This window comes from Arthrobacter sp. SLBN-83, assembly GCF_006715285.1.
In the GTDB taxonomy this organism is placed as follows: Bacteria; Actinomycetota; Actinomycetes; order Actinomycetales; family Micrococcaceae; genus Arthrobacter.
In genome coordinates this window covers 3,556,898-3,578,260 of record NZ_VFMX01000001.1, presented here as the reverse complement: position 1 = coordinate 3,578,260, position 21,363 = coordinate 3,556,898, and the positions used below count along the sequence as shown (strand labels likewise).

Below are 21,363 nucleotides of genomic sequence, written 5' to 3'. Positions count from 1 at the left end.
CGTGGAGTTAGCGCCTTGAGATGGCGTCGACGACGGCGTCCAGGGCGGCGCCGACCTTGCCGGCGTCCGTGCCGCCGCCCTGGGCAACGTCATCTTTGCCGCCACCGCCGCCGCCCAGCACACCGGCAGCGACCCGGACCAGGGCACCGGCCTTGACGCCGGCTTCCCTGGCTGCCTCGTTGGTGGCGACCAGGATCAGTGGACGGCCATTGGCGACGCCGGCGACGGCTACAGCAGCAGCTTCGGATCCGAGGCGGTTGCGCAGGTCCAGGGCCAGGCCGCGGAGGTCATCCGCGCCGCTGACGGAGCCCGCATCGTGGGCCACCACCCGGACGCCGGCGGCATCCTTGGCGGTGTTGACCAGGTTTGCGGCGGCTGCTGCCAACTGTTCCTTGCGCAGGCGGTCCAGCTCCTTCTCGGTGGCCTTCAGCTTGGCCAGGGTGGTGGCAATCCGGTCCGCGAGCTGGCCGGACGGAACCTTCAGCAGGTCGGTCAGTTCGGTGACCAGGGCGCGTTCGGCGGCCAGGTGGCGGAAGGCCTCCATGCCCACGAAAGCCTCCACGCGGCGGTTGCCTGAACCCACGGACTGCTCACCCAGGAGGGACAGGCTGCCGATCAGCGAGGTGTTGGCCACGTGGGTGCCGCCACACAGCTCACGTGACCACGCGCCGTCGATCTCCACGACCCGGACTTCGCTGCCGTAGTTCTCGCCGAACAGCGCCATGGCGCCCATGGCCTTTGCTTCGGCCAGTCCCATGATCTTGGTTTCCACCGCATAGTTGTTGCGGATGGCCAGGTTGGAGACCTCTTCGATCTCGGACCGGGTTGCAGTGCTCAGCCCTTCGCCCCAGGCGAAGTCGAAGCGCAGGTAGCCGGCCTTGTTGAAGGAACCACGCTGGGTCGCTTCAGGACCAAGGATCTGGTGCAGGGCGGCATGGACGATGTGAGTGCCCGTGTGCGCCTGCTCGGCGGCGTGGCGGCGTTCACGGTCGACGGCGGCGCGCACCAGCGAATCAGCGCCGATCTCGCCTTCCCGGACAATCGCCTTGTGCACGCTCAGGCCCTTCACCGGGCGCTGGACGTCCAGGACCTCGACGACGAAGCCGTCGCCGGTGATCAGGCCGGTGTCGGCAGCCTGGCCGCCGGCTTCGGCATAGAACGGGGTTTCGGCCAGCACAAGTTCGATCTCGTCCCCGGTGAGGGCCTGCTGGACCTGGCGGCCGGCGCTGAGCAGGCCGCGGATCCGCGACTCGCCTTCCAGCTCGGTGTAGCCCGTGAAGACCGTCTCACCCTGGGCCAGGAGGTCCTGGAAGACGCTGACGTCCGCGTGGCCGCCCTTCTTGCCCTTGGCATCGGCCTGCGCGCGCTGGCGCTGTTCCTGCATCAGGCTGCGGAATGCGGCCTCGTCCACCTTGAGCCCTGCCTCTTCGGCCATTTCGAGCGTGAGGTCGATGGGGAAACCGTAAGTGTCGTGCAGGGTGAAGGCGTCGGCACCGGACAGCGGCTGGTTGGCGGCCTTGGATTCCTTGACCGCGTCTTCAAGCCGGGCCGTTCCGGAGGCGATGGTGCGCAGGAATGCCTTTTCTTCGGCGTAGGCGATGCGGCTGATCCGGTCGAAGTCAGTCTCCACGATGGGGTACACGCCCTTCATCGCGTCGCGGGAAGCCGGCAGCAGCTGGGGCAGGCAGGCTTCTTCAACGCCGAGCAGGCGCATGGAACGGACGGCGCGGCGGATCAGGCGGCGCAGCACGTAGCCGCGGCCTTCGTTGGAGGGGGTGACGCCGTCGGAGATCAGCATCAGGGCCGAGCGGATGTGGTCGGCCACCACGCGCATGCGGACGTCGTCGGTGTGGTGGGGGTCGTCCGGGGTTTCGGCGGAGGTGTACTCCTTGCCGGACAGTTCCGCGGCCTTGTCGATGACCGGCCGGACCTGGTCGGTCTCGTACATGTTCTCGACACCCTGCAGGATCATGGCAAGGCGTTCCATGCCCAGGCCGGTGTCGATGTTCTTCTTGGGGAGCTCGCCCACGATGTCGAAGTCGACTTTCGACCTGACGTTCTCGATCTGGTACTGCATGAACACCAGGTTCCAGATCTCGATGTAGCGGGTCTCGTTCGCGATGGGACCGCCTTCCACGCCGTAGGCGGGTCCGCGGTCGTAGTAGATCTCCGAGCAGGGACCGGCGGGGCCGGGCTGTCCGGTGGACCAGTAGTTGTCAGACTTGCCCATCCGCTGGATGCGCTCCGCAGGGACGCCGGTGTTTTTCAGCCACAGCTCTTCGGCTTCGTCGTCCTCTTCGTAGACCGTGACCCAGAGACGCTCGGGGGCAAGTCCGTAGCCGCCGTCGTCAACGCTCTTGGTGAGCAGTTCCCAGGCGAACTTGATGGCGTCTTCCTTGAAGTAGTCGCCGAAGGAGAAGTTGCCGCACATCTGGAAGAAGGTGCCGTGGCGGGCGGTCTTGCCCACTTCCTCGATGTCGCCGGTGCGGATGCACTTCTGCACGCTGGTGGCGCGGGAGTAGGGCGGTTCCTCACGGGCGGTGAGGTAGGGAATGAACGGGACCATGCCGGCCACCGTGAACAGCAGCGAGGGATCGCTGGAGACCAGCGATGCGGAGGGAACCGCTGTGTGGCCCTTGCTGACAAAAAAGTCCACCCAGCGCTTTGTGATCTCCTGCGACTTCATGAGCTGTTTTCTTACCCTTCTTGGTCCGCGCCGGCGGGCGGCACGGATATTTCGTTCAAGTGGCCGGTTCCCGGATCGGGTTCCTGCCGGTTGTTGTCTGGCTGCCGGAGCAATGCCCGTCCGGGCTAGCGGCGGACCACTTCTGCGGACTCGATGCCAAGGGCGGTCCTCAGGTCGGTTTCACGTTCGCGCATCCCTGCCCGTACGGCGTCGGCGAAGTCATAGACGCTGTCGGCCAGCCGGCCCACTGCCCGGTTCATGCCTTCCGGGCCGAGGCTGGACTGCGCCTGGCTGACTTTGCGGAAGGCGATGACACCAATGGCCACGCCGATTCCCATCCACACAATTCTTTTCATGGTCTTCTTTTCGAATCTAGCGGCTGCGGCGGCCTGCAGCGGGCTTCCGGCGATTGGCGAAGGCACTGCGCACGCCGTAGCTGAATGCCGCAACCTTGATCAACGGGGAACCCACGGTGGCGGCAACCAGCGAGGACAGGGCGGAGATGTTGGCGGACGCGTCCGAAACGTTGGACGAGATGCCGTCCACCTTCTTCAACTGCTGGTTGGTGGTGGACACGGTGGCGGTGACCTCATCCATCAGGGGCGTGGCGCCGTCGCTGAGGGACCGGATGGTGGTCCGCATCTCGTCAAAGACCTTCCCCAGCTTCAGGATGGGGACCGCAAGCAACAGGACCAGGAGCGCGAACACCCCGGCAGCGATCAGGCCGGCAATATCGCCACCAGACATAGACGTTCATCTCCTCGAAATTCCGTGGTGGGGCCCCATCCGCGGCATGCACGGAAGGCCCGTTGCGCAGATGTCCCCCAAGTACCTTACATACAAAGAAGCCCGCGGCGCTTGCCACGGGCTTCTTTGGATACGCTGCTGGGATTTAGCGTGCGTAGAATTCGACGACGAGCTGCTCTTCGCAGGTCACCGGAATCTCGGAGCGCTTGGGGCGGCGCACCAGGCGTGCCTGCAGGGCCTCCAGCTTGACGTCCAGGTAGGCCGGAACGGCAGGCAGGACGTCGCGGTGGGCGCCGGCTGCGGCAACCTGGAGCGGAACCATGGTTTCGCTGCGGCTGTGGACGTGGACCAGCTGGCCCTCGCCGACCCGGAACGACGGGCGGTCAACGCGGACGCCGTCAACCATGATGTGGCGGTGCACAACCAGCTGGCGGGCCTGGGCGATGGTGCGGGCGAAGCCGGCACGCAGGACCAGGGCGTCAAGGCGCATTTCGAGCAGTTCGATGAGGTTTTCACCGGTCAGGCCCTTGGTGCGGCGGGCCTCTTCGAAGGCACGGGTCATCTGTGCTTCGCGGATGCCGTACTGGGCGCGCAGACGCTGCTTTTCGCGCAGGCGAACGGCGTAGTCGGAGTCCTGCTTCTTGCGGGCACGGCCATGCTCACCGGGGCCGTACGGGCGGCGCTCCATGTACTTGGCGGCCTTGGGGGTCAGAGCGATGCCGAGGGACCGCGAGAGGCGGGCCTGACGGCGAGCACGAGTGTTGTTAGCCACTTGTGTCCTTCCAATATCTGCGGTGTGTCAGTGTTACTGGCCTCCACGATGGAGAGCATCGGCCAACCGCTGCCTTTTGCTACTGGGCGCAGGGCATAACCTGTCCAACGTAAATTGGGGAGATTTTGCGTCCGCGCCTTGCCAGACAAAGATTCAGCTTACCATGCCATTACTTGCCCCGGACAATCTTCCGCAGGCGCTCCAGCCGTTGGGCGATGTCCCGTTCAGCACCGTTGCCCGTGGGTTGGTAGTAGTCGCGGCCTACCAGGTCATCCGGCGGGTACTGCTGGGTTGCCACGCCGTGCGGGGCGTCGTGGGCGTACTTGTAGCCCACGCCATGGCCCAGCTGCTTGGAGCCCGGATAGTGCGCGTCGCGCAGGTGGGCGGGAATGCCGACGCCGAGGCCTGCCCTGACATCGGCGATCGCTTTGTTGATGCCCATGTAGGCTGCGTTCGACTTTGGCGCGGTGGCCAGGTGGACCACGGCTTCGGCCAGGATGATCCGGCCTTCCGGCATGCCGATCAACTGAACCGCCTGGGCCGCCGCCACGGCGGTCTGCAACGCAGTGGGGTCGGCCATGCCCACGTCCTCCGCCGCCGAGATGACGATGCGGCGGGCAACGAACCGGGGGTCCTCCCCCGCCTCGAGCATCCGGGCCAGGTAATGCAGGGCAGCATCGACGTCCGAGCCCCTGATGGACTTGATGAAGGCGCTGGCCACGTCGTAGTGCTGGTCGCCGGCGCGGTCGTAACGGACGGCAGCTGCGTCCAGGGCGCGCTCGGTGTGCCGCAGCTCCACAACGACCGGTTCCCCGGTGACCGGGGCTTCGGTGACCGGCTCACCCGGTGCGCCTTCCTCCCCCACGGAACGCCCGACGTCGTCCGCGTCACCGAAAGCGACGCCCGCCGCGGCCTCCAAAGCCGTAAGGGCCCTGCGGGCATCTCCGCCCGAGAGCCGGACCAGGTGCTCCAGCGCTTCGTCGCTGAGCCGGACCTTGCCGCCCAGCCCCCGCGGATCCTCCACGGCCCGCACCAGCAGGCCTTCAATGTCAGCGTCGGTCAGGGGTTTGAGCGTCAGGAGCAACGAGCGGGAGAGCAGCGGCGAGACCACGGAGAAGGAAGGGTTTTCCGTGGTGGCGGCCACCAGGACCACCCAGCGGTTTTCGACCCCGGGCAACAGGGCGTCCTGCTGGGCTTTGTTGAAACGGTGGATCTCGTCCAGGAACAGCACCGTCGTGGTTTTGTACAGATCCCGGGCGGTCAGGGCGTCGTCCATCACCCGGCGGACATCCTTGACGCCTGCTGTGATGGCGGACAGTTCCACGAACTTGCGGCCGGGACCGCGGGCGATGACGTGCGCCAGCGTGGTCTTGCCGGTGCCAGGCGGACCCCACAAAATAAGCGAACTGGGCCCGGCAGGGCCGGCTGCGTCAGCGCCTGCCCCGGCTGCCAGCTGGCGCAGCGGTGAACCCTGGCCGAGCAGGTGCTGCTGGCCCACGACCTCGTCAAGGGTGCGCGGCCGCATACGTACGGCAAGGGGGCTCCGGGGCGAACCCTGGCCCCGTGCGCTGTTGCCCCGGGAACCGGCGCCTGCCCCGGCGACGGGACCGTCCTCGTCGTCATTATCCGGCCCGTTGCCGAAGAGATCATCCACATAGATAGGCTACTTCGAGTCAACCCCCGCTTTCTCCGCCCAAAGGATTCCCCATGCCTGCCCCTGCTTCTGCCGGCGGTCCACCCTCCGTCCGGACCGCCTTCGTGTCAGGCGCCCGGCTGGCGGGCTGGGTTGAACGGTTCGGGGCCTCGCACCGCGGGTACCGGCTGCAGGATGACGACGACGGCCTCCGCCTTGTGGCGGCCGACGGCGCCGAAGCCCTCCTGCAGGCGCCGTGGCCGGCAGACGGACGGCCCGGACGCGGCGACGGCCCCTTGGAGCGGCTGGCTGCCCTTGCCTCCCAGCCCCGCACGCTGGGACTGTTGCTGGTCCGGCGGGGCGGTTACGGCGTCGGTGTGGCACGTGAGGGCCTGCTGCTCGCCGCCAAGGCGGGGACCCGGTACGTCCAGTCGCGCACCGCCGCGGGCGGCCAGTCCCAGCAGCGCTTCGCCCGCCGGCGTTCCAACCAGGCGGATGTCCTGGTCGCTGCCGTGGCCGAGCAGGCAGGAATGGTGTTCGCGGGCCAGGCCTTCGAATACCTGGTCCCGGGCGGCGACAGGACGCTGGCTGACTTGGTCCTCGAAGAACCGGCCCTCCGGAACTATGCGCTGCTCCCCCGCCTGGCATACCTCGACGTGCACGAACCCCGGGCAGCCGTGTTGAAGAAGGCCGCAGCCGACGCCTGCTCGGTGCGGATCACGGTAACGGATCCGGCCGGGTCGCGGACTTGGCCATGACGGTTCAGCAGCCGGTGGGTGCCCGGCGGGGGCGTTCCTGCCGGTAGAGGTAGCGGCCGGCTTCCTGGAACCCGGCGTTGGAGTACAACTCCTGCGCGCCGTGGTTCGCTGCGGTCACCAGCAGCCAGAAGCCTGTCACGCCCCGATGGTTGCCGGCCTGCAGCAGCGACTCGAGGATCGCTGAGGCAAAACCGCGACGGCGCGCTTCCGGCAGGGTAGCCATGCAGTAAAGGCCGCCCTGGTTGCTGCCTGCGGGAACCGCAAGGCGTCCGACGGCGGCGGGCCGCCCCTCGTGGTCCCTCACCAGGGCGTAGACGGAGGGGCAGCCTTCAAGGATCTTCCGGGCGACGGCCCTGGCGTCCTCTCCACCGCGGCCGTCCACCTGCCACCAGACCTGTAGCCAATCCTCCGATGGATCCGGTGAGAGTTCCACAGCCGGGGTGGCCCGCGTGGCCGCAGAGGCGGGCTCCTGCGTGGCGGCGCTGCGGGTCATGACCAGGGTCCCGGACTGTCGGGTAAAGCCTTCCGCGTCAAGAAGTCCGTGCAGTTCCGTCGCAGCGGGGCCGTCAAACAGCTGGAAGATGACCGGCAACCGGCGGTTGCGGTACCAGGTCCGGGCCTGGCGGAGCAGCGCGGGAAGATCTTCAGCCGAGTGGCGGGCGGCACCCCTCGGCCAGATCGAGTTGGCCCGCTGGGTTACGCCGGCGGCTGCCCGGAGGACCCAGCCACCGGCAGTGTGCCGTTCCAAGGCCGGCCACGCGGCGTCCATGGCGGACTCGAGCATGGCGGATTCAACCTCCAGGGGTGCCGGCTTAGGGATATCCATCGGGCTCCTCCTTCCTTAACGGCAGGAGGTTCCCCGGCGGACCGGGGAACCTCCTGCACTGTCACGGCCTCAGGCAGCGGGTACTACTGCTTGTCTTCGGGCTTCTTCTTCTCTTCGGGCTTTTTGGCCTCCGGCTTGAAGTCAACGCCTGCTTCCTTGCGCTGCTGCGGCGTGATGGGGGCCGGAGCCTCGGTGAGGGGATCGTGGCCGCCGCCGGATTTGGGGAAGGCGATGACGTCGCGGATCGACTCCACGCCAGCCAGCAGCGAGACAACGCGGTCCCAGCCGAACGCGATGCCGCCGTGCGGAGGTGCGCCATACTTGAAGCCTTCGAGCAGGAAGCCGAACTTGGTCTGCGCGTCCTCCTTGTCCAGGCCCATCAGCTCAAAGACGCGCTCCTGCACTTCACGCTGGTGGATACGGATGGAGCCGCCGCCGATTTCGTTGCCGTTGCAGACAATGTCGTAGGCGTAGGACAGCGCCGACTCGGGGTCCTTGTCGAAGGTGTCCAGGAATTCCGGCTTGGGCGAGGTGAAGGCGTGGTGGACGGCCGTCCAATGCCCTCCACCGACGGCGACATCACCGGAGGCGACCGCGGCGGCTGCAGGCTCGAACATGGGAGCGTCAACCACCCAGCAGAACGCCCAGTCGGTGGGATCGATCAAGCCGGTGCGGTGGCCGATCTCCACGCGGGCAGCACCCAGCAGGGCACGCGACGGGGTCTTCGCGCCTGCAGCGAAGAAGATGCAGTCGCCCGGCTTGGCGCCAACCGCGTCGGCCAGGCCGGCGCGCTCGATGTCGGTGAGGTTCTTGGCCACGGGACCGGCGAGTTCGCCGTCTTCCTTGTACAGCACGTACGCCAGGCCCTTGGCGCCCCGCTGCTTGGCCCATTCCTGCCAGGCGTCCAGGGTGCGGCGCGCCTGTGAGGCTCCGCCCGGCATCACCACGGCGCCTACGTATGGCGCCTTGAACACACCAAAGTTGGTGTCCTTGAAGAACTCCGTCAGCTCGGTGAGCTCCTGGCCGAAGCGAAGGTCAGGCTTGTCCGAGCCGAACCGGGCCATGGCGTCGGCGTACGTAATCCGCTGGATGGGCGTGGGAATGTCGACTCCGATGAGCTGCCATACCGCCTTGACGATGTTTTCGCCCAGCCGGATGATGTCGTCCTGGTCTACGAAGCTGGCCTCGATGTCCAGCTGCGTGAATTCCGGCTGCCGGTCCGCCCGGAAGTCTTCGTCCCGGTAGCAACGGGCAATCTGGTAGTACTTCTCGAAACCGCCCACCTGCAGCAGTTGCTTGAAAAGCTGCGGTGATTGCGGCAGGGCGTACCAGGAACCCGGGGCCAGGCGTGCCGGAACCAGGAAGTCACGGGCGCCTTCCGGCGTGGAGCGCGTCAGCGTGGGCGTCTCGATCTCAACGTAGCCCTCCTGGTGGAGCAGCTCGCGCGCCACCCGGTTTGCCTCGGAGCGCAGGCGCAGGTTGCGGCTGGGGCCGGGACGGCGCAGGTCCAGGTAGCGGTGCTTGAGGCGTGCCTCCTCGCCGACCTCCACATGCTCGTCGATCTGGAACGGCAGCGGGTCGGAGGTGTTGAGGATGGTGACGTCCTCGGCGATGACCTCGATCTCGCCGGTAGCCAGCACAGGATTTTCGTTGCCCTCCGGACGCCGGGACACCGTGCCCGTGACCTGCAGGACGTACTCGTTGCGCAGCCCATGGAACACTTCTTCCTCGCGGACCACCACCTGCGCCACGCCGGAAGCGTCGCGCAGGTCCACGAATGCCACACCACCGTGATCACGACGGCGGGCCACCCAGCCGGCCAGGGTTACGGTCTGTCCAATGTGCTCGGAGCGAAGGGATCCGAGGTCATGTGTGCGCAGCACAGCACGCCTTTCTGCGGGAAAACAGTGGGAAGTTCAATATGATCGTTGCGGGAACGATCCCGTCCGAGTTTACCCGTTGGAAAGGGACTGCCGCCGCATGAGCGAACCGCAGCAGCTGCAACGACGGCTCGGAACCTTTGATGCCACCGCCATTGGACTGGGTTCCATGCTGGGTGCGGGCGTCTTTGTGGTGTTCGCCCCCGCCGCCGCCCTGGCCGGTAACCTGCTGGTCCTGGCCGTGGTGGTTGCCGGCGTCGTGGCCTACTGCAATGCCGTGGCTTCCGCAGCCCTCGCCGCTAAATACCCCACCAGCGGCGGAACATATGTTTATGGCCGGAAACAACTGGGCGAATGGCCGGGCTTCCTGGCCGGCTGGGGTTTCGTGACGGGCAAGACGGCGTCCTGCGCGGCCATGGCGCTGACCTTCGGCAGCTACGTGGCTCCGGCTTTCGCTGTTCCGGTGGCCATCGCCGCCGTCGTGGTGCTGACCGGCGTCAACCTGCTGGGCATTACCAGGACCGCCCTGCTGACCCGGATCCTGCTGTGCATGGTCCTGGCAACACTGGTTTTCGTTGCCGTCGCAGCAGTGCTGGGGCCGCACCCGGCGACGGAAACGGCAGGGGCTCCGTCGGCCGGTGCAGGCGGTGTCCTGCCCGCCGCCGGACTGATGTTCTTCGCCTTCGCCGGCTATGCCAGGATCGCCACCTTGGGCGAAGAAGTCAGGAACCCTGCCCGGGCCATACCACGGGCCATCCTCGCAGCCCTGGCAGCAGCGTTCATAATCTATCTGGTGCTGGCCCTGCTCCTGCCCGCCCACCTCGGCGACCGGCTTGCCGCCACCCGGACGCCCCTGCTGGACGCGGTGCTGGACTCCGGCCTGGCCGCGGGCGCGCCGCTGGTGCAGGCCGGAGCGGCCGCCGCATGCCTGGGCTCCCTTCTCGCACTGATCACCGGGGTGGGCAGGACAACGCTGGCCATGGCGAGGGAACGGGACCTTCCCGGACCATTGGCAAAGGTGGGCGGCACCCACACCGTTCCCTTCGTCGCGGAACTGGCCGTGGCCGCCGTCGTCATCCTGCTCCTGCTGACCACCGACGTGATGACCGTGGTGGGCTTTTCAAGCTTCGGCGTGCTGATGTACTACGCGATTGCGAATGCGTCCGCCTACACGCTCGCGGCGCACCCCGGCTACGCTCCGCGTTGGCTCAACGCTGTTGGATTCCTGGGGTGCGTGGTACTTGCCTTCACCCTGCCGGCCGCATCCGCCCTGACCATGGCGGCGGTCCTCGCGGCGGGGGTGGCCGGGCGCTGGCTGGTGCTGCGCTTCCGGCAGCGCCAGCCCCTGCAGTAGGTACCAGCCCCGGCCGTAAGCCCCCGGGCTATACCGAGGCGGGTGCGGGCGCGGTTATTTCAACCTGAACGGTCAGGTCCTCCAGCGGCGGCATCCAGGTTTCGGGGGCAGCAAGCACTTGCTCGCCGGTGCGGATGTCCTTGACCTGGTGGGTGCCGTCTTCCTCCGTGAACCACACGAAGGGGATGCCCCGCCGGTCAGCAAACTTGATCTGCTTGCCAAACTTGTCTGCCTTGGCCGCAACCTCGGTGGGGATCCCCCGGCTCCGCAGCAGGGCGGCGACGTCCTGGGCCGCTCCCCAACTGTCGTCATGGTTCAGGGCCACCAGGACGGTGGTGGGAACTGAACGGGAGGCCCTGGCCAGGTCCTGGCTCAGGATCCGCGACACCAGGCGGGTGACGCCGATGGAGAGGCCGACACCCGGGAACTTGCGGTTGCCCTTGGACGCCAGGGCGTCGTAGCGGCCGCCCGAGCAAATGGAGCCCAGCTGTTCGTGGCCCACCAGGACGGTTTCCACCACGGTGCCCGTGTAGTAGTCCAGGCCGCGGGCGATGCTGAGGTCCGCCAGGACCTTCCCCGGTGCCCGCTGGACGGCGGCATCGATGACCTGCTCAAGTTCGTCCAGGCCTTCATCAAGGAGTTCGTTGCTGACGCCCAGGGCCCGGACCTGGGCCACGAAGGAGGTGTCCTCGGTGCGGATGGCGGCCAACCGGAGGGCCTTGGCTGCCTGCTCATCCGTGGCGCCCAGCTCTGTTTTCAGCAGCTCTGCGACCTTTTCGGGGCCGATCTTCTCCAGCTTGTCGATGCTGCGCAGCACGCCTGCGGTGTCGTCGAGTCCGATGCCGCGGTAGAAGCCTTCCGCGAGCTTGCGGTTGTTGATCCGGAGGCGGAAGTCGGGGATGGGCAGTGCGCTGAGTGCCTCGGCGATGACCAGCGCAATCTCGACGTCGTAGCGGAAGGGAAGCTCGCCGTCGCCCACCACGTCGATATCTGCCTGGGTGAATTCGCGGGCCCGCCCTTCCTGGGGCCGCTCGCCGCGCCACACTTTCTGGATCTGGTAGCGGCGGAACGGGAAGGACAAATAGCCGGCGTTCTCCACGACATACCGGGCGAACGGAACCGTCAGGTCAAAGTGCAGGGCAAGCGCGTTCGGGTCGGCCTTTCCGCCCTTGACGGGGTTTTCGCTCTCATCCTCCTGCAGCCGGCTGAGTCCGTATACTTCCTTGTCGATCTCCCCCTTGCGGAGCAGTTGGCCCACCGTTTCCACGGCACGGGTCTCGATCGAGCCAAACCCGTGCAGTTCAAATACCCTGCGCAGGGTATCGAGCACATGCAGCTCCACCAGCCGCTCCTCGGGAAGCCACTCGGGGAATCCGGACAGGGAGGCGGTGCGTGCCATGGGGAAGGTTCTCCTTAGGAATGGAAGGGGCGCCGGAACTGCCGGCCCGCGCCCCTCAAAGGTGGCATGCGGCGGCAGCACAGCCAGCCATGCATAAACTATGTGCGGCAGCCAGTTTATGCGTCATCCGTGTGCATCTCTAATGCAGCGGACCCGCGAAGCCTGGCCCCTGACACCTGCGCCCTGCGGCCAACCGCCGGGCACCAGCAGCCCGACGATGAGGAGGACCCTTGGCGGCCAGTTCACGCAGTGCACGCGAAACAAAACGGCGCATCCAGCAAATGGAAGCCAAGCGTGAGCTCCGGCGCGGCCAGGAAAAGCGGCGGCAGCGCGACAACCTCGTGGCAGCCGGTGCCGGGGCCGCCGCGGTGGTGCTCGCCGTCGTCCTTCAACTGACAGCTTTCGCCGGCAATCCCACGGAGGACGAATACGCTGCTGCGCAGGCGGGGCTGACGGAACCGTCCGCTTCAGCGAGCTCCTCCCCCACACCGTCCGCGCCGGCGACCAACGGGCCGAACATCCCTGCTGCGGACACGGCGGCCGGCAAGACGTTCTCCGGCCAGCTGCTGCTGAACGGCAGCCCGCTGGGCGTGGAAGTGGACGGGACCAAGGCCCCGCAGGCGGCCGCCGTCTTCAAGTCCCTGAGTGACGAAGGCTACTTCAACGGCAAAACGTGCCATCGCCTCACCACGGCAGACAAGTTCGGCGTCCTGCAGTGCGGCTCCCCCAAGGGAGACGGCCAGGGCGACCCGAACTACACGTGGGGTCCGCTGGAGAACACCCCGGCCGACAACACATACCCTGCCGGCACCATCGCAGTGGCCCGCACGGGCAACAACGCGTACGGCAACGGAACGCAGTTCTTCATTGTCTACAAGGACACGGTCATCCCGGCCGACGCCGCCGGGGGCTACACCGTTGTAGGAAAGGTGACCTCCGGGCTCGACGTCGTCACCACCATCGCGGCCGCAGGAATCACGCCGGGAGCCAGCGACACGGACGGCGCGCCAAAACAACCAGTCACGATAGACTCGTTTTCTCTGAAGTAGGAAGCCGGGCCGGACTGGCACGGTGAGTACGTGAGTATTTCCCTCCAAGCGAAAGACTTTTAGCGGTGACAGACAGTCAGAAATCCGACGAAACAGCAACAGACCTGACCGAAACGGCGGCTCCCGCCACCGGCGAAGGTACCGGTCCTGATGCGAATGCCGAGCAGTCTCCTGCCGCACCCGAGGCTCCCGCAGCGCCAACGGCACCTGCGCCAGCTCCCGGGCCGCGGCCGTCTGCACCGTCTCCAGCCGCTTTCGCCTCCAGGCCCAAGCCTGCAGCCGCCGCACCCGCAGCCGCACCGGCTCCCGCTGCCCCCAGCACCTCGGTCGCCGAGGCGTCCAAATGGGGCCGGGTGGAGGGCGACGGCCACGTCTACCTGAAGATCGACGACGGCGAGCACCCCGTGGGACAGTACCCGGGGGTCAGCGACGACGAAGCCCTCCTGTACTTCGCGCGGAAGTACGACGACGTCGTGGCGCAGATCGTGCTGCTGGAACAGCGGGTCAGCTCCAAGGCACCCAGCACGGACATGCAGAAGACGGTGACGCACCTGCGTGAGCAGCTTGCCGAGCGGAACATGGTGGGTGACCTCCGCTCTGCCGAGGCGCGCCTGGATAAGCTGTCCGGCCAGATCACGGAGCTGGAAAAAGCAGAAAAGGCCGAGCACGACGCCGTGCGGGCCTCCGAGCTGGCAGCACGTGAAGCCATTGTTGCCGAGGCGGAGCAGATTTCAGGCCAGGATCCTGCTCAGACCCAGTGGAAGACTTCCAGTGCCCGGATGAACGAGCTTTTCGAGAACTGGAAGGCAGCCCAGAAGAGCGGCGTGCGGCTGGGCCGCAGCAACGAGGACGCCCTTTGGAAGCGTTTCCGTGCTGCCCGGACGGTTTTTGACCGCCACCGCAGGGCATACTTCTCCCAGCTGGACAGCAACAACTCGGCGGCCAAGGCCGCCAAGGAGAAGCTGATCGCGGAAGCCGAAGCCCTGTCCTCGTCCACGGACTGGGGCTTCGCCGCCGGCGAATACCGCCGGCTGATGGACCAGTGGAAGGCATCACCCCGGGCCAGCCGCAAGGACGACGACGCGCTCTGGGCACGCTTCCGCGCCGCGCAGGACGTCTTCTTCACGTCGCGCCAGGCTGCAAACGACGAGATCGACCAGGAATACGCGGCGAACCTCACGGTGAAGGAAGCACTGCTGGCCGAGGCCAACACGATCCTTCCGGTGAAGGACCTCGCTGCGGCCAAGAAGGCCCTGCAGTCCATCCGTGACCGCTGGGAAGAGGCCGGCAAGGTGCCGCGGGCGGACATGGGCCGGATCGAGGCCGGGCTGCGGAAGGTGGAGGACGCCGTGCGCCACGCCGAGGAAGAGCAGTGGCAGCGATCCAACCCGGAGCGCAAGGCACGCACCAACAGCGCACTGTCACAGCTGGAATCCGCCATCGCCGGGCTCCAGGAAGACCTCGCCAAGGCAGAGAAGAGCGGCGACCAGCGCAAGATCAAGGCTGCGCAGGAAGCCCTCGAAGCCCGGCAGGCCTGGCTCGACCAGATCCAGCGTTCGGCCAGCGAGCTGTCCTGAACAACCTTTAGGCTGACGGGCGCAGGCCCCGTTCCGGTTATCCACATAACCCGGGCGGGGCCTGTGCTGTTTAAGGGCGCCCGGGCAGGATGGGGCTATGGCCACTCCTCCGACTCCCTCCGCCGCCGGCCCGGGCAAGGAAGCCCGCACGCATGCTTCCCGTGCGGGTTGCCAGGAAAGCGGGGCGGACGCCGCCGCAGGGCCCCGCTTTCCGGAACTCTACGCTCCCGGCGGCCCCTTCGCCGGTCCGGAACTGCAGTCCCTCGCCGCAGACGGCCTGCTGGCCCGCTTCCATCAGCACGGCTACACGCTCCCGGGGATCCCTGCGTCCCCACAGCTTCGCGCACGGGCAGCGGCAGGGGCCGTACCGGCGGCAATACGGCAGCGCGTTGTTGCGGGGCGGATGACGGCCGCCTGGATCTACGGCTGCGCGGCGGAACCTGACCGCCTTGCGCTGCTGGTGGACGCCAAGCGCAGGGTATCCAGCCTGCGGAATACGCGGGGCTGTACGTTGCATGAAGTGAAGCTGGGCCCGTTCGACGTAATCAGCCTAGGCGGGCTGATGGTGTCCAGCCCGTTGCGGACAGCCCTCGATATCGCCCTTCATGTGGAACCGGAGCGCGCCGTGCCCGCCCTCGCCGGGCTGCTGGCACGGCCGCAGCAGGACGTGAAGCTGCGTCTCCTGGTCCGGGCCATCGAGGCAACGCCCCGGGTGCCGCACAAGCGGGCGGCCTTGGAAAAGCTTGCCCGGCTAGCTCCGGCGCTTGTTCCCGGTGGTGCGGTAGACGTCGAAGACCCCGTCGATGCGCCGGACGGCGCTCAGGACGTGGCTGAGGTACTTCGGGTCACCCATCTCGAAAGCGAACTTTGAGATGGCCACCCGGTCCGTGGAGGTGTGGACGCTGGCCGCGAGGATGTTGACGTGGTTGTCCGAGAGAACCCGCGTCACGTCGGAGAGCAGCGATTTCCGGTCCAGGGCCTCCACCTGGATTTCCACCAGGAACACGCTGGATTGCGTCGGCGCCCAGTCCACGTCCACGATCCGGTCCGGCTGGTCCTTGAGGTCCGAAATGTTCGTGCAGTCGGTCCGGTGAACGGAAACGCCGGAGCCCCGAGTCACGAAGCCAAGGATCGGGTCCGGCGGAACCGGCGTGCAGCAGCGGGCCAGCTTGACCCAGACGTCGCCTACACCACGGACCACAACACCGGAGTCGGAGAAGCGCGCCTTGGTGACCTGGGTGGGGATGCTGACCTCTTCGACGTCATCATCGGCACTCTCATTGCCGCCAAGGCTTTCAATGAGCTTCTCCATGACCGATTGCGCGGACGTGTGTCCGTCGCCCACCCCGGCGTAGAGGCCGGAGATGTCGGCGTACTTGAACTCCTCCGCAACGGCGGCCAGGGCCTCGTGCGTCATCAGCCGCTGCAACGGAAGGTTCTGCTTCCGCATGGCGCGGGTCAGCAGCTCCTTGCCGCGGTCGATCGCCTCTTCGCGGCGTTCCTTGCTGAACCACTGCCGGATCTTGTTGCGTGCCCTGGCGCTCTTGACGAAGTGCTGCCAGTCTTGGCTGGGCCCGGCGCCTTCCGCTTTGGAGGTGAAGATCTCCACCCAGTCGCCATGGTTCAGTTCGCTGTTGAGCGGGACCAGCTTGCCGTTGACCCTGGCGCCGATGGTGCGGTGGCCCACCTCGGTGTGGACTGCATAGGCAAAGTCCACCGGCGTTGATCCGGCCGGCAGGGCCATGACTTCGCCCTTGGGGGTGAAGACGAACACTTCGCGGGCGTTGATTTCGAAGCGGAGCGAGTCCAGGAACTCCCCGGGATCCGACGTCTCCTGCTGCCAGTCCACCAGGGACCGCAGCCATCCCATGTCGCCGTCGCGGGGGCTCCCGGGACCGACGGCGGTGCGGTTGGGCTGGTCCTTGTACTTCCAATGGGCCGCTACGCCGTATTCGGCCCGGCGGTGCATCTCATGCGTACGGATCTGAATCTCCACCGGCTTGCCGCCGGGCCCGATCACCGTGGTGTGCAGGGACTGGTACATGTTGAACTTCGGCATCGCGATGTAGTCCTTGAACCTGCCGGGCAGCGGGTTCCAGCGCGAGTGCATGATGCCCAGGGCGGCGTAGCAGTCCCGGACAGAGTCCACCAGGACGCGGACGCCCATGAGGTCGTTGATGTCGTCGAAGTCCTTGTCGCGGACAATCATCTTTTGGTAGATGGAGTAGTAGTGCTTGGGCCGGCCGGTGATCGTGGCCTTGATCTTGGCGCCGCGAAGGTCCTCGGTAATTTGGTCGCGGATAACGCCCAGGCTTTTTTCCCGCTCGGGGGTACGGTCCCCCACCATCCGGACGATCTCCTCATACACCTTGGGATAAAGCGCCGCGAAGGACAGGTCCTCGAGCTCCCATTTGATGGTGTTCATGCCCAGGCGGTGGGCCAGCGGCGCGAAGATTTCCAGGGTTTCCCGGGCCTTGCGCGCCGAGGATTCGGCGGAGACGAAACGCCAGGTGCGGGCGTTATGCAGCCGGTCCGCCAGTTTGATCATCAGGACGCGGATGTCCTTGGCCATGGCCACGACCATTTTGCGTACGGTCTCCGACTGGGCAGCCTCGCCGAAGCTGACCTTATCCAGTTTGGTGACGCCGTCCACAAGCATGGCTACTTCCGGCCCGAAGTCCCGTTTCAGGTCAGCAAGCGTGTATGGAGTGTCTTCCACGGTGTCGTGCAGCAGCGCTGCAGCCAGCGTGGTGCCGCTGAGGCCGAGTTCAGCGAGGATGGTGGCCACGGCCACCGGGTGGGTGATGTACGGGTCCCCGCTCTTGCGCTTCTGCCCGCGGTGGCTCCGTTCCGCTACGTCAAAGGCGCGCTGGATGAGGTCGAAGTCCTCTTTGGGATTGTTGGCGCGGACCGTGCGGAGCAGCGGCTCAAGAATGGGAGAGTAAGTGGCGGTGCCGCGGCCGGTGAGGCGGGCAAGGCGGGAACGGGTGCGCTCACGGCGGCCGGGGAACGTGGCGCGGGATCCTGAGTTGTCAACAGGAACCAGGGAACCAGGGCGCGCGGGCGCTGCCGCACCGGCTTGTACACCGGCAGGATTCTTTTCTTCCTGTGCCGTTGGCGCCGACGCCGAACGTTCTTCCAATGAAGCACCCCTCACCACGTTTTAATTACCCAGTCTATTCCTCCGGGCGGCCACTTTTATAACCGGGACAGAATAGTCAGGGCCGGGCGACGCATGGTCTGCGTCACCCGGCCCTTGATGGCTTTACAGCTGCCTGCGGCTGCCCGCCAGGCTCCGCGGTTGCCGGTCAGGCTTTCGCCGGCGCTGCCGGAGCTGACCGCTCTGCTGCCCCGGCGCGGCGCTGCTGGACGCGCCGCGCCTGCTTGACCAAGTCCGGTTCGCCCTGGCGGAGCCAGGCGTACATCGGTGCGGCCACGAAGATGGTAGCCGCCGTACCGATCAGGATCCCGACGAACAGTGCCAGGGACAGGTCGCGCAGGGTTCCTGCGCCCAGGAGTCCGGCCCCGATGAACAGGATGGCCCCCACAGGGAGGATGGCCACCATCATGGTGTTGATGGAGCGCACCAGCGTCTGGTTGACCGCCAGGTTGACTTCCTCAGCGAAGGTCCGGCGCGTGGACGCGTCGATGCCGGACGTGTTTTCGCGGATTTTGTCGAAGACCACCACCGTGTCGTACAGGGAGTAGCTGAGCACGGTCAGGAAACCGATGATGGCTGACGGAGTCACCTCAAAATCGCTCAGGGCGTAGACCCCGGCGGTGATGAACATGGTCACCGCCATGCCGGCAAGCGCCGACAGGGACATCTTCCAGGTGCGGAAGTAGAGGGCCATGAGGAGCGCCGCGAGCAGCACGAATACCACCAGGCCGATCAGCGCCTGCTTTGTCACGTCAGCACCCCAGGTGGGGCCGACGAACGTGGATGTCACCTCGTTGTCCGTAACGCCATAGGCGCTGGTGAGGCCCTGCTTGATCTTGAGGGTCTCGTCATCCGTAAGTTTGTCCGTCTGGATGCGCATGGTGTTGCCGGCCACGTTTGCCACACGGGGTACGCTGCCGGACACAACATCGGTGACGGCTTTCTCACCGATGGTGGCATCGGTGGTCTTGACGTTGGAGACGGTGAATTCAGAGCCGCCACGGAACTCGATGCCGAGGTTGAAGCCGCCCTTGGCCAACGGAATGATGATGGACAGCGCCACGCCCACCGCGGCGATGATGAACCAGATCTTCTTGGCGCCGACGAAGTCGTAGGAGCGCTTGCCCGAGTAAAGCTCGTTGCCGAAAGTGGCGAAGCCTGACATTACTTGTTCTCCTTTGCGGAGGTCTTGGACGAGCCAGCCAGCTGTTCCTGCTTTTCTGCCAGGCGCCGTTCGGCGATGGTCATGCGGCGCTCGGCCTCGGCCGCCGCGCCGGTGTTCTTGCTGCGGACCACCACAGGCCGGTCCTCCGGGGTCCGGATCCGCCCGGCACCGCGGTACAGCGGCGCCGCGCCCAAGCGTTCGGGGTCCAGGCCGGAGAACTTGTGGCCTTCTCCGAAGAAGCGGGTGCGGGCCAAGAGCTGCAGCGTGGGGTGGGTGAACATGAACACCACGATGAGGTCGGCGATGGCGGTCAGCCCCAGGGTGAAGGCGAACCCGCGCACGTTGCCCACGGCAACGAAGTAGAGGACCAGCGCGGCCAGCAGGTTGACCGCTTTGGAGGCCAGGACGGTGCGCTTGGCCCGCTTCCAGCCGTTTTCGACGGCGGAGACCAGGCCGCGCCCTTCACGCAGTTCGTCGCGGATGCGTTCGAAGTAGACGATGAACGAGTCGGCCGTCTGGCCGATGGCCACGATAATGCCCGCGACGCCTGCAAGGGACAGGCGGTAGTTTTCCGTCCAACCGAGAATGGCAATGGCGAGGTAGGTGAGTGCACCGGCCACTACCAGGGATGCAATGGTGACGAAGCCCAGGGCACGGTACTGGAACAGCGAGTAGACCACCACGAGCAGGAGCCCGATCAGGCCGGCCAACAGGCCCATGCGCAACTGCTCCCCACCCAGGGTGGCGGAAATCTGCTGTTCGCTCTGGATGTCGAAGCTGATGGGAAGGGCGCCGAACTTCAGCTGGTCGGACAGCGCCTTGGCGGTCTGCTCGGTGAACCCGCCGGTGATCTGCGGACGTCCGTCGGTGATGACGGCCAGCGCACGTGGCGCGGAGATGACCTGGTCGTCCAGGACGATGGCGAACTGCGCCTTGGGGTCGCTGCCCGACTGCCCGCCGGCGGCCGTGTAGAACTGGTTCAGGCGCTCGGTGACCTCTTTGAACTTCGCGGTACCGTCGGCGTCGAACTGGATGTTGACGGCCCAGTCATTGGTCACCGCACCCTGGGCGCCCTGCTGCAGCTGGAAGCTGGACGTGACGATGTTGCTGCCCTTAACCTCCACGGGACCCAGGATGTATTTGATCGCCGGGGACTTGTCGGTGGCAGGCTCGCAGGTGACAAGCGGCTTGGTGGGATCTGACCGCTGCGACTTTTCGGCGGCGGCGCTGTTGCAGTCCAATGCCTCGAACTGCTTGTAGATCTCTGGCGTGATCCAGTTGGTGTCGCTGCTGTTGGCCGGGGCGGCAGTCGGCTTGGGCAGCTGGTCCTCTGGAGTCTGCTTCTCCGGGGGCACTGCTGCGCCGTCGCCGTTCAGCAGGACGGGGCGGAAGTTCATGTCGGCGGAGGCCTGGATCAAGTTCCGGGTTTCGGCGGAGGGCGTGCCGGGAAGGCTGACCACCACGTTGCGCCCGGACTGGGTGCTGATTTCGGCCTCGGAGACGCCAGAGCCGTCAACGCGCTGGCGGATGATCGCCACGGCCTGGTTGAGCTGCTGCTCGTTGATGTCCGATCCGCCCTCCACCTTGGGGGCGAGGATCATCTGGGTGCCGCCCTCAAGGTCAAGGGCAAGTTTGGGTGCCCAGCTGGCCTGTCCGGCGATGGTGCCGCCGGCCAGGACGGCGGTCAGAGCCGCCAGGAGTACGCCGAGCCAGACCAGGACGCGGAGCCCCGGCTTATTGCGGCCAGTTCGTGCCATTGTCGATCTTTCTCTTATTCGCGGAGGAACCGCCGGCGCAGGCTGTGGCCCGCGCCGGCGGTGGTCCGCAGCGGTAGAGGGAGGAGAGGGGCCAGCGGGCCTAGCTGTCCTTCTTGCCCTCGTCGTTGAGGCGCTTCAGGGTTTCTTCCGGAGTCTCCGCGCCGGTGGCGGTGCTTCCGGTCTCGGGGGTGGTGAGGGAGGAAGCATCGTCCGGTACCACTGGGGAAGCAGCGGCGGGCTCGGCGGGGGTTTCCACGGCAGGCTCGATGACCTTGGTGACGGCCTGGCGGTGGACCGTGGCCAGGTTGCCGGGGGAAAGTTCAAGGGTGACCTTGTTATCGGCCTCGTCGATGTCCACGATCCGGCCGAAAAGGCCAAAACTGGTCATGACCTCCACGCCCGGGCCAAACTTCGACTGGAGCTCTGCCTGCTGCTGCTGCGTCTTCTTGTTGCGGCGGAACATCATGAAGATGAACACGCCGAGCATGACGAACAGGAGAATTGACATTGGATCCAAGGGGAATTCCGTTCTTTTTCTGGTACAGCTGGTTTTCCAGCGACGTCGGCTTCGCTTCGGCCGGGGCGGGCTGGTGATGCAGG

General features: G+C 66.4%; 17 protein-coding genes. 5 read left to right on the top strand and 12 right to left on the bottom strand.

Annotated features, from left to right (window positions below):
• Positions 1 to 7: 7 nt before the first annotated feature.
• The 5 genes from alaS to FBY30_RS16760 all read right to left on the bottom strand — a co-directional run bounded on the left by alaS (position 8) and on the right by FBY30_RS16760 (position 5,859).
• Positions 8 to 2,686, bottom strand: coding sequence for an alanine--tRNA ligase (alaS, locus tag FBY30_RS16780; protein ID WP_142133739.1), 2,679 nt, complete (start codon positions 2,684 to 2,686; stop codon positions 8 to 10).
• A 125-nt stretch (positions 2,687 to 2,811) separates the two neighbouring features.
• Positions 2,812 to 3,042, bottom strand: a complete 231-nt coding sequence (locus tag FBY30_RS16775) for a hypothetical protein (protein WP_235009470.1) — start codon at positions 3,040 to 3,042, stop codon at positions 2,812 to 2,814.
• 16 nt (positions 3,043 to 3,058) lie between these two features.
• A complete protein-coding gene (locus tag FBY30_RS16770; RefSeq protein ID WP_142133738.1) occupies positions 3,059 to 3,433 on the bottom strand; it encodes a DUF948 domain-containing protein in 375 nt (124 codons plus the stop codon).
• A gap of 145 nt (positions 3,434 to 3,578) precedes the next feature.
• The gene (rpsD, locus tag FBY30_RS16765) at positions 3,579 to 4,205 is read right to left on the bottom strand and encodes a 30S ribosomal protein S4 (protein ID WP_009357431.1); all 627 of its coding nucleotides are present in this window, start codon (positions 4,203 to 4,205) and stop codon (positions 3,579 to 3,581) included.
• A 169-nt stretch (positions 4,206 to 4,374) separates the two neighbouring features.
• Positions 4,375 to 5,859, bottom strand: coding sequence for a replication-associated recombination protein A (locus FBY30_RS16760; RefSeq protein WP_142133737.1), 1,485 nt, complete (start codon positions 5,857 to 5,859; stop codon positions 4,375 to 4,377).
• Between the two features lie 53 nt (positions 5,860 to 5,912).
• Between FBY30_RS16760 and FBY30_RS16755 the strand changes: the two genes are divergently transcribed.
• On the top strand, positions 5,913 to 6,596 hold the full coding sequence (locus FBY30_RS16755; RefSeq protein ID WP_142133736.1) for an acVLRF1 family peptidyl-tRNA hydrolase: 684 nt from the start codon (positions 5,913 to 5,915) through the stop codon (positions 6,594 to 6,596).
• A gap of 4 nt (positions 6,597 to 6,600) precedes the next feature.
• Here the strand turns inward: FBY30_RS16755 and FBY30_RS16750 are convergent, their stop codons facing one another.
• Together FBY30_RS16750 and aspS are read right to left on the bottom strand one after the other, a co-directional pair.
• On the bottom strand, positions 6,601 to 7,422 hold the full coding sequence (locus FBY30_RS16750) for a GNAT family N-acetyltransferase (protein WP_142133735.1): 822 nt from the start codon (positions 7,420 to 7,422) through the stop codon (positions 6,601 to 6,603).
• 83 nt (positions 7,423 to 7,505) lie between these two features.
• Complete coding sequence (gene aspS, locus FBY30_RS16745; protein ID WP_142133734.1) at positions 7,506 to 9,305, bottom strand: aspartate--tRNA ligase; 1,800 nt, start codon at positions 9,303 to 9,305, stop codon at positions 7,506 to 7,508.
• Between the two features lie 97 nt (positions 9,306 to 9,402).
• Here aspS and FBY30_RS16740 point away from each other — a divergent pair, with 97 nt between their 5' ends.
• Entirely contained in the window at positions 9,403 to 10,656 is a 1,254-nt protein-coding gene (locus FBY30_RS16740; protein ID WP_142133733.1) for an APC family permease, read from the top strand.
• 28 nt (positions 10,657 to 10,684) lie between these two features.
• On the opposite strand, the gene hisS is transcribed toward FBY30_RS16740, so the two are convergent.
• A complete protein-coding gene (hisS, locus tag FBY30_RS16735) occupies positions 10,685 to 12,055 on the bottom strand; it encodes a histidine--tRNA ligase (RefSeq protein WP_142133732.1) in 1,371 nt (456 codons plus the stop codon).
• Between the two features lie 230 nt (positions 12,056 to 12,285).
• On the opposite strand from hisS, the gene FBY30_RS16730 reads away from it, so the two are divergent.
• The 3 genes from FBY30_RS16730 to FBY30_RS16720 all read left to right on the top strand — a co-directional run bounded on the left by FBY30_RS16730 (position 12,286) and on the right by FBY30_RS16720 (position 15,552).
• Positions 12,286 to 13,104, top strand: a complete 819-nt coding sequence (locus FBY30_RS16730) for a peptidylprolyl isomerase (protein ID WP_142133731.1) — start codon at positions 12,286 to 12,288, stop codon at positions 13,102 to 13,104.
• Between the two features lie 65 nt (positions 13,105 to 13,169).
• Positions 13,170 to 14,681 carry a DUF349 domain-containing protein gene (locus tag FBY30_RS16725; protein WP_142133730.1) on the top strand — a complete coding sequence of 504 codons (1,512 nt, stop codon included), beginning with the start codon at positions 13,170 to 13,172 and terminating at the stop codon, positions 14,679 to 14,681.
• A gap of 97 nt (positions 14,682 to 14,778) precedes the next feature.
• Positions 14,779 to 15,552, top strand: a complete 774-nt coding sequence (locus FBY30_RS16720; RefSeq protein WP_235009469.1) for a hypothetical protein — start codon at positions 14,779 to 14,781, stop codon at positions 15,550 to 15,552.
• Here the strand turns inward: FBY30_RS16720 and FBY30_RS16715 are convergent.
• The 4 genes from FBY30_RS16715 to yajC form a co-directional block, all read right to left on the bottom strand.
• A complete protein-coding gene (locus FBY30_RS16715) occupies positions 15,433 to 17,823 on the bottom strand; it encodes a RelA/SpoT family protein (protein ID WP_200830712.1) in 2,391 nt (796 codons plus the stop codon). The genes FBY30_RS16720 and FBY30_RS16715 overlap by 120 nt on opposite strands.
• Before the next feature lie 166 nt (positions 17,824 to 17,989).
• Positions 17,990 to 19,006 carry a protein translocase subunit SecF gene (secF, locus tag FBY30_RS16710; protein WP_142133729.1) on the bottom strand — a complete coding sequence of 339 codons (1,017 nt, stop codon included), beginning with the start codon at positions 19,004 to 19,006 and terminating at the stop codon, positions 17,990 to 17,992.
• Positions 19,006 to 20,763 carry a protein translocase subunit SecD gene (gene secD, locus FBY30_RS16705; protein WP_142133728.1) on the bottom strand — a complete coding sequence of 586 codons (1,758 nt, stop codon included), beginning with the start codon at positions 20,761 to 20,763 and terminating at the stop codon, positions 19,006 to 19,008. Before secD ends, secF begins: the two co-directional genes overlap by 1 nt.
• A gap of 100 nt (positions 20,764 to 20,863) precedes the next feature.
• Positions 20,864 to 21,271: a preprotein translocase subunit YajC gene (gene yajC / locus FBY30_RS16700; RefSeq protein WP_142133727.1), complete on the bottom strand. Its 408-nt coding sequence runs from the start codon at positions 21,269 to 21,271 to the stop codon at positions 20,864 to 20,866.
• Positions 21,272 to 21,363 lie beyond the last annotated feature (92 nt).

Bases quoted from the DNA above. Each gene is read 5' to 3' on its own strand.
- alaS (WP_142133739.1), bottom strand. From the start codon at position 2,686: ATGAAGTCGCAGGAGATCACAAAGCGCTGGGTGGACTTTTTTGTCAGC.
- FBY30_RS16775 (WP_235009470.1), bottom strand. From the start codon at position 3,042: ATGAAAAGAATTGTGTGGATGGGAATCGGCGTGGCCATTGGTGTCATC.
- FBY30_RS16770 (WP_142133738.1), bottom strand. From the start codon at position 3,433: ATGTCTGGTGGCGATATTGCCGGCCTGATCGCTGCCGGGGTGTTCGCG.
- FBY30_RS16755 (WP_142133736.1), top strand. From the start codon at position 5,913: ATGCCTGCCCCTGCTTCTGCCGGCGGTCCACCCTCCGTCCGGACCGCC.
- FBY30_RS16750 (WP_142133735.1), bottom strand. From the start codon at position 7,422: ATGGATATCCCTAAGCCGGCACCCCTGGAGGTTGAATCCGCCATGCTC.
- FBY30_RS16740 (WP_142133733.1), top strand. From the start codon at position 9,403: ATGAGCGAACCGCAGCAGCTGCAACGACGGCTCGGAACCTTTGATGCC.
- hisS (WP_142133732.1), bottom strand. From the start codon at position 12,055: ATGGCACGCACCGCCTCCCTGTCCGGATTCCCCGAGTGGCTTCCCGAG.
- FBY30_RS16720 (WP_235009469.1), top strand. From the start codon at position 14,779: ATGGCCACTCCTCCGACTCCCTCCGCCGCCGGCCCGGGCAAGGAAGCC.
- secF (WP_142133729.1), bottom strand. From the start codon at position 19,006: ATGTCAGGCTTCGCCACTTTCGGCAACGAGCTTTACTCGGGCAAGCGC.
- secD (WP_142133728.1), bottom strand. From the start codon at position 20,763: ATGGCACGAACTGGCCGCAATAAGCCGGGGCTCCGCGTCCTGGTCTGG.
- yajC (WP_142133727.1), bottom strand. From the start codon at position 21,271: ATGTCAATTCTCCTGTTCGTCATGCTCGGCGTGTTCATCTTCATGATG.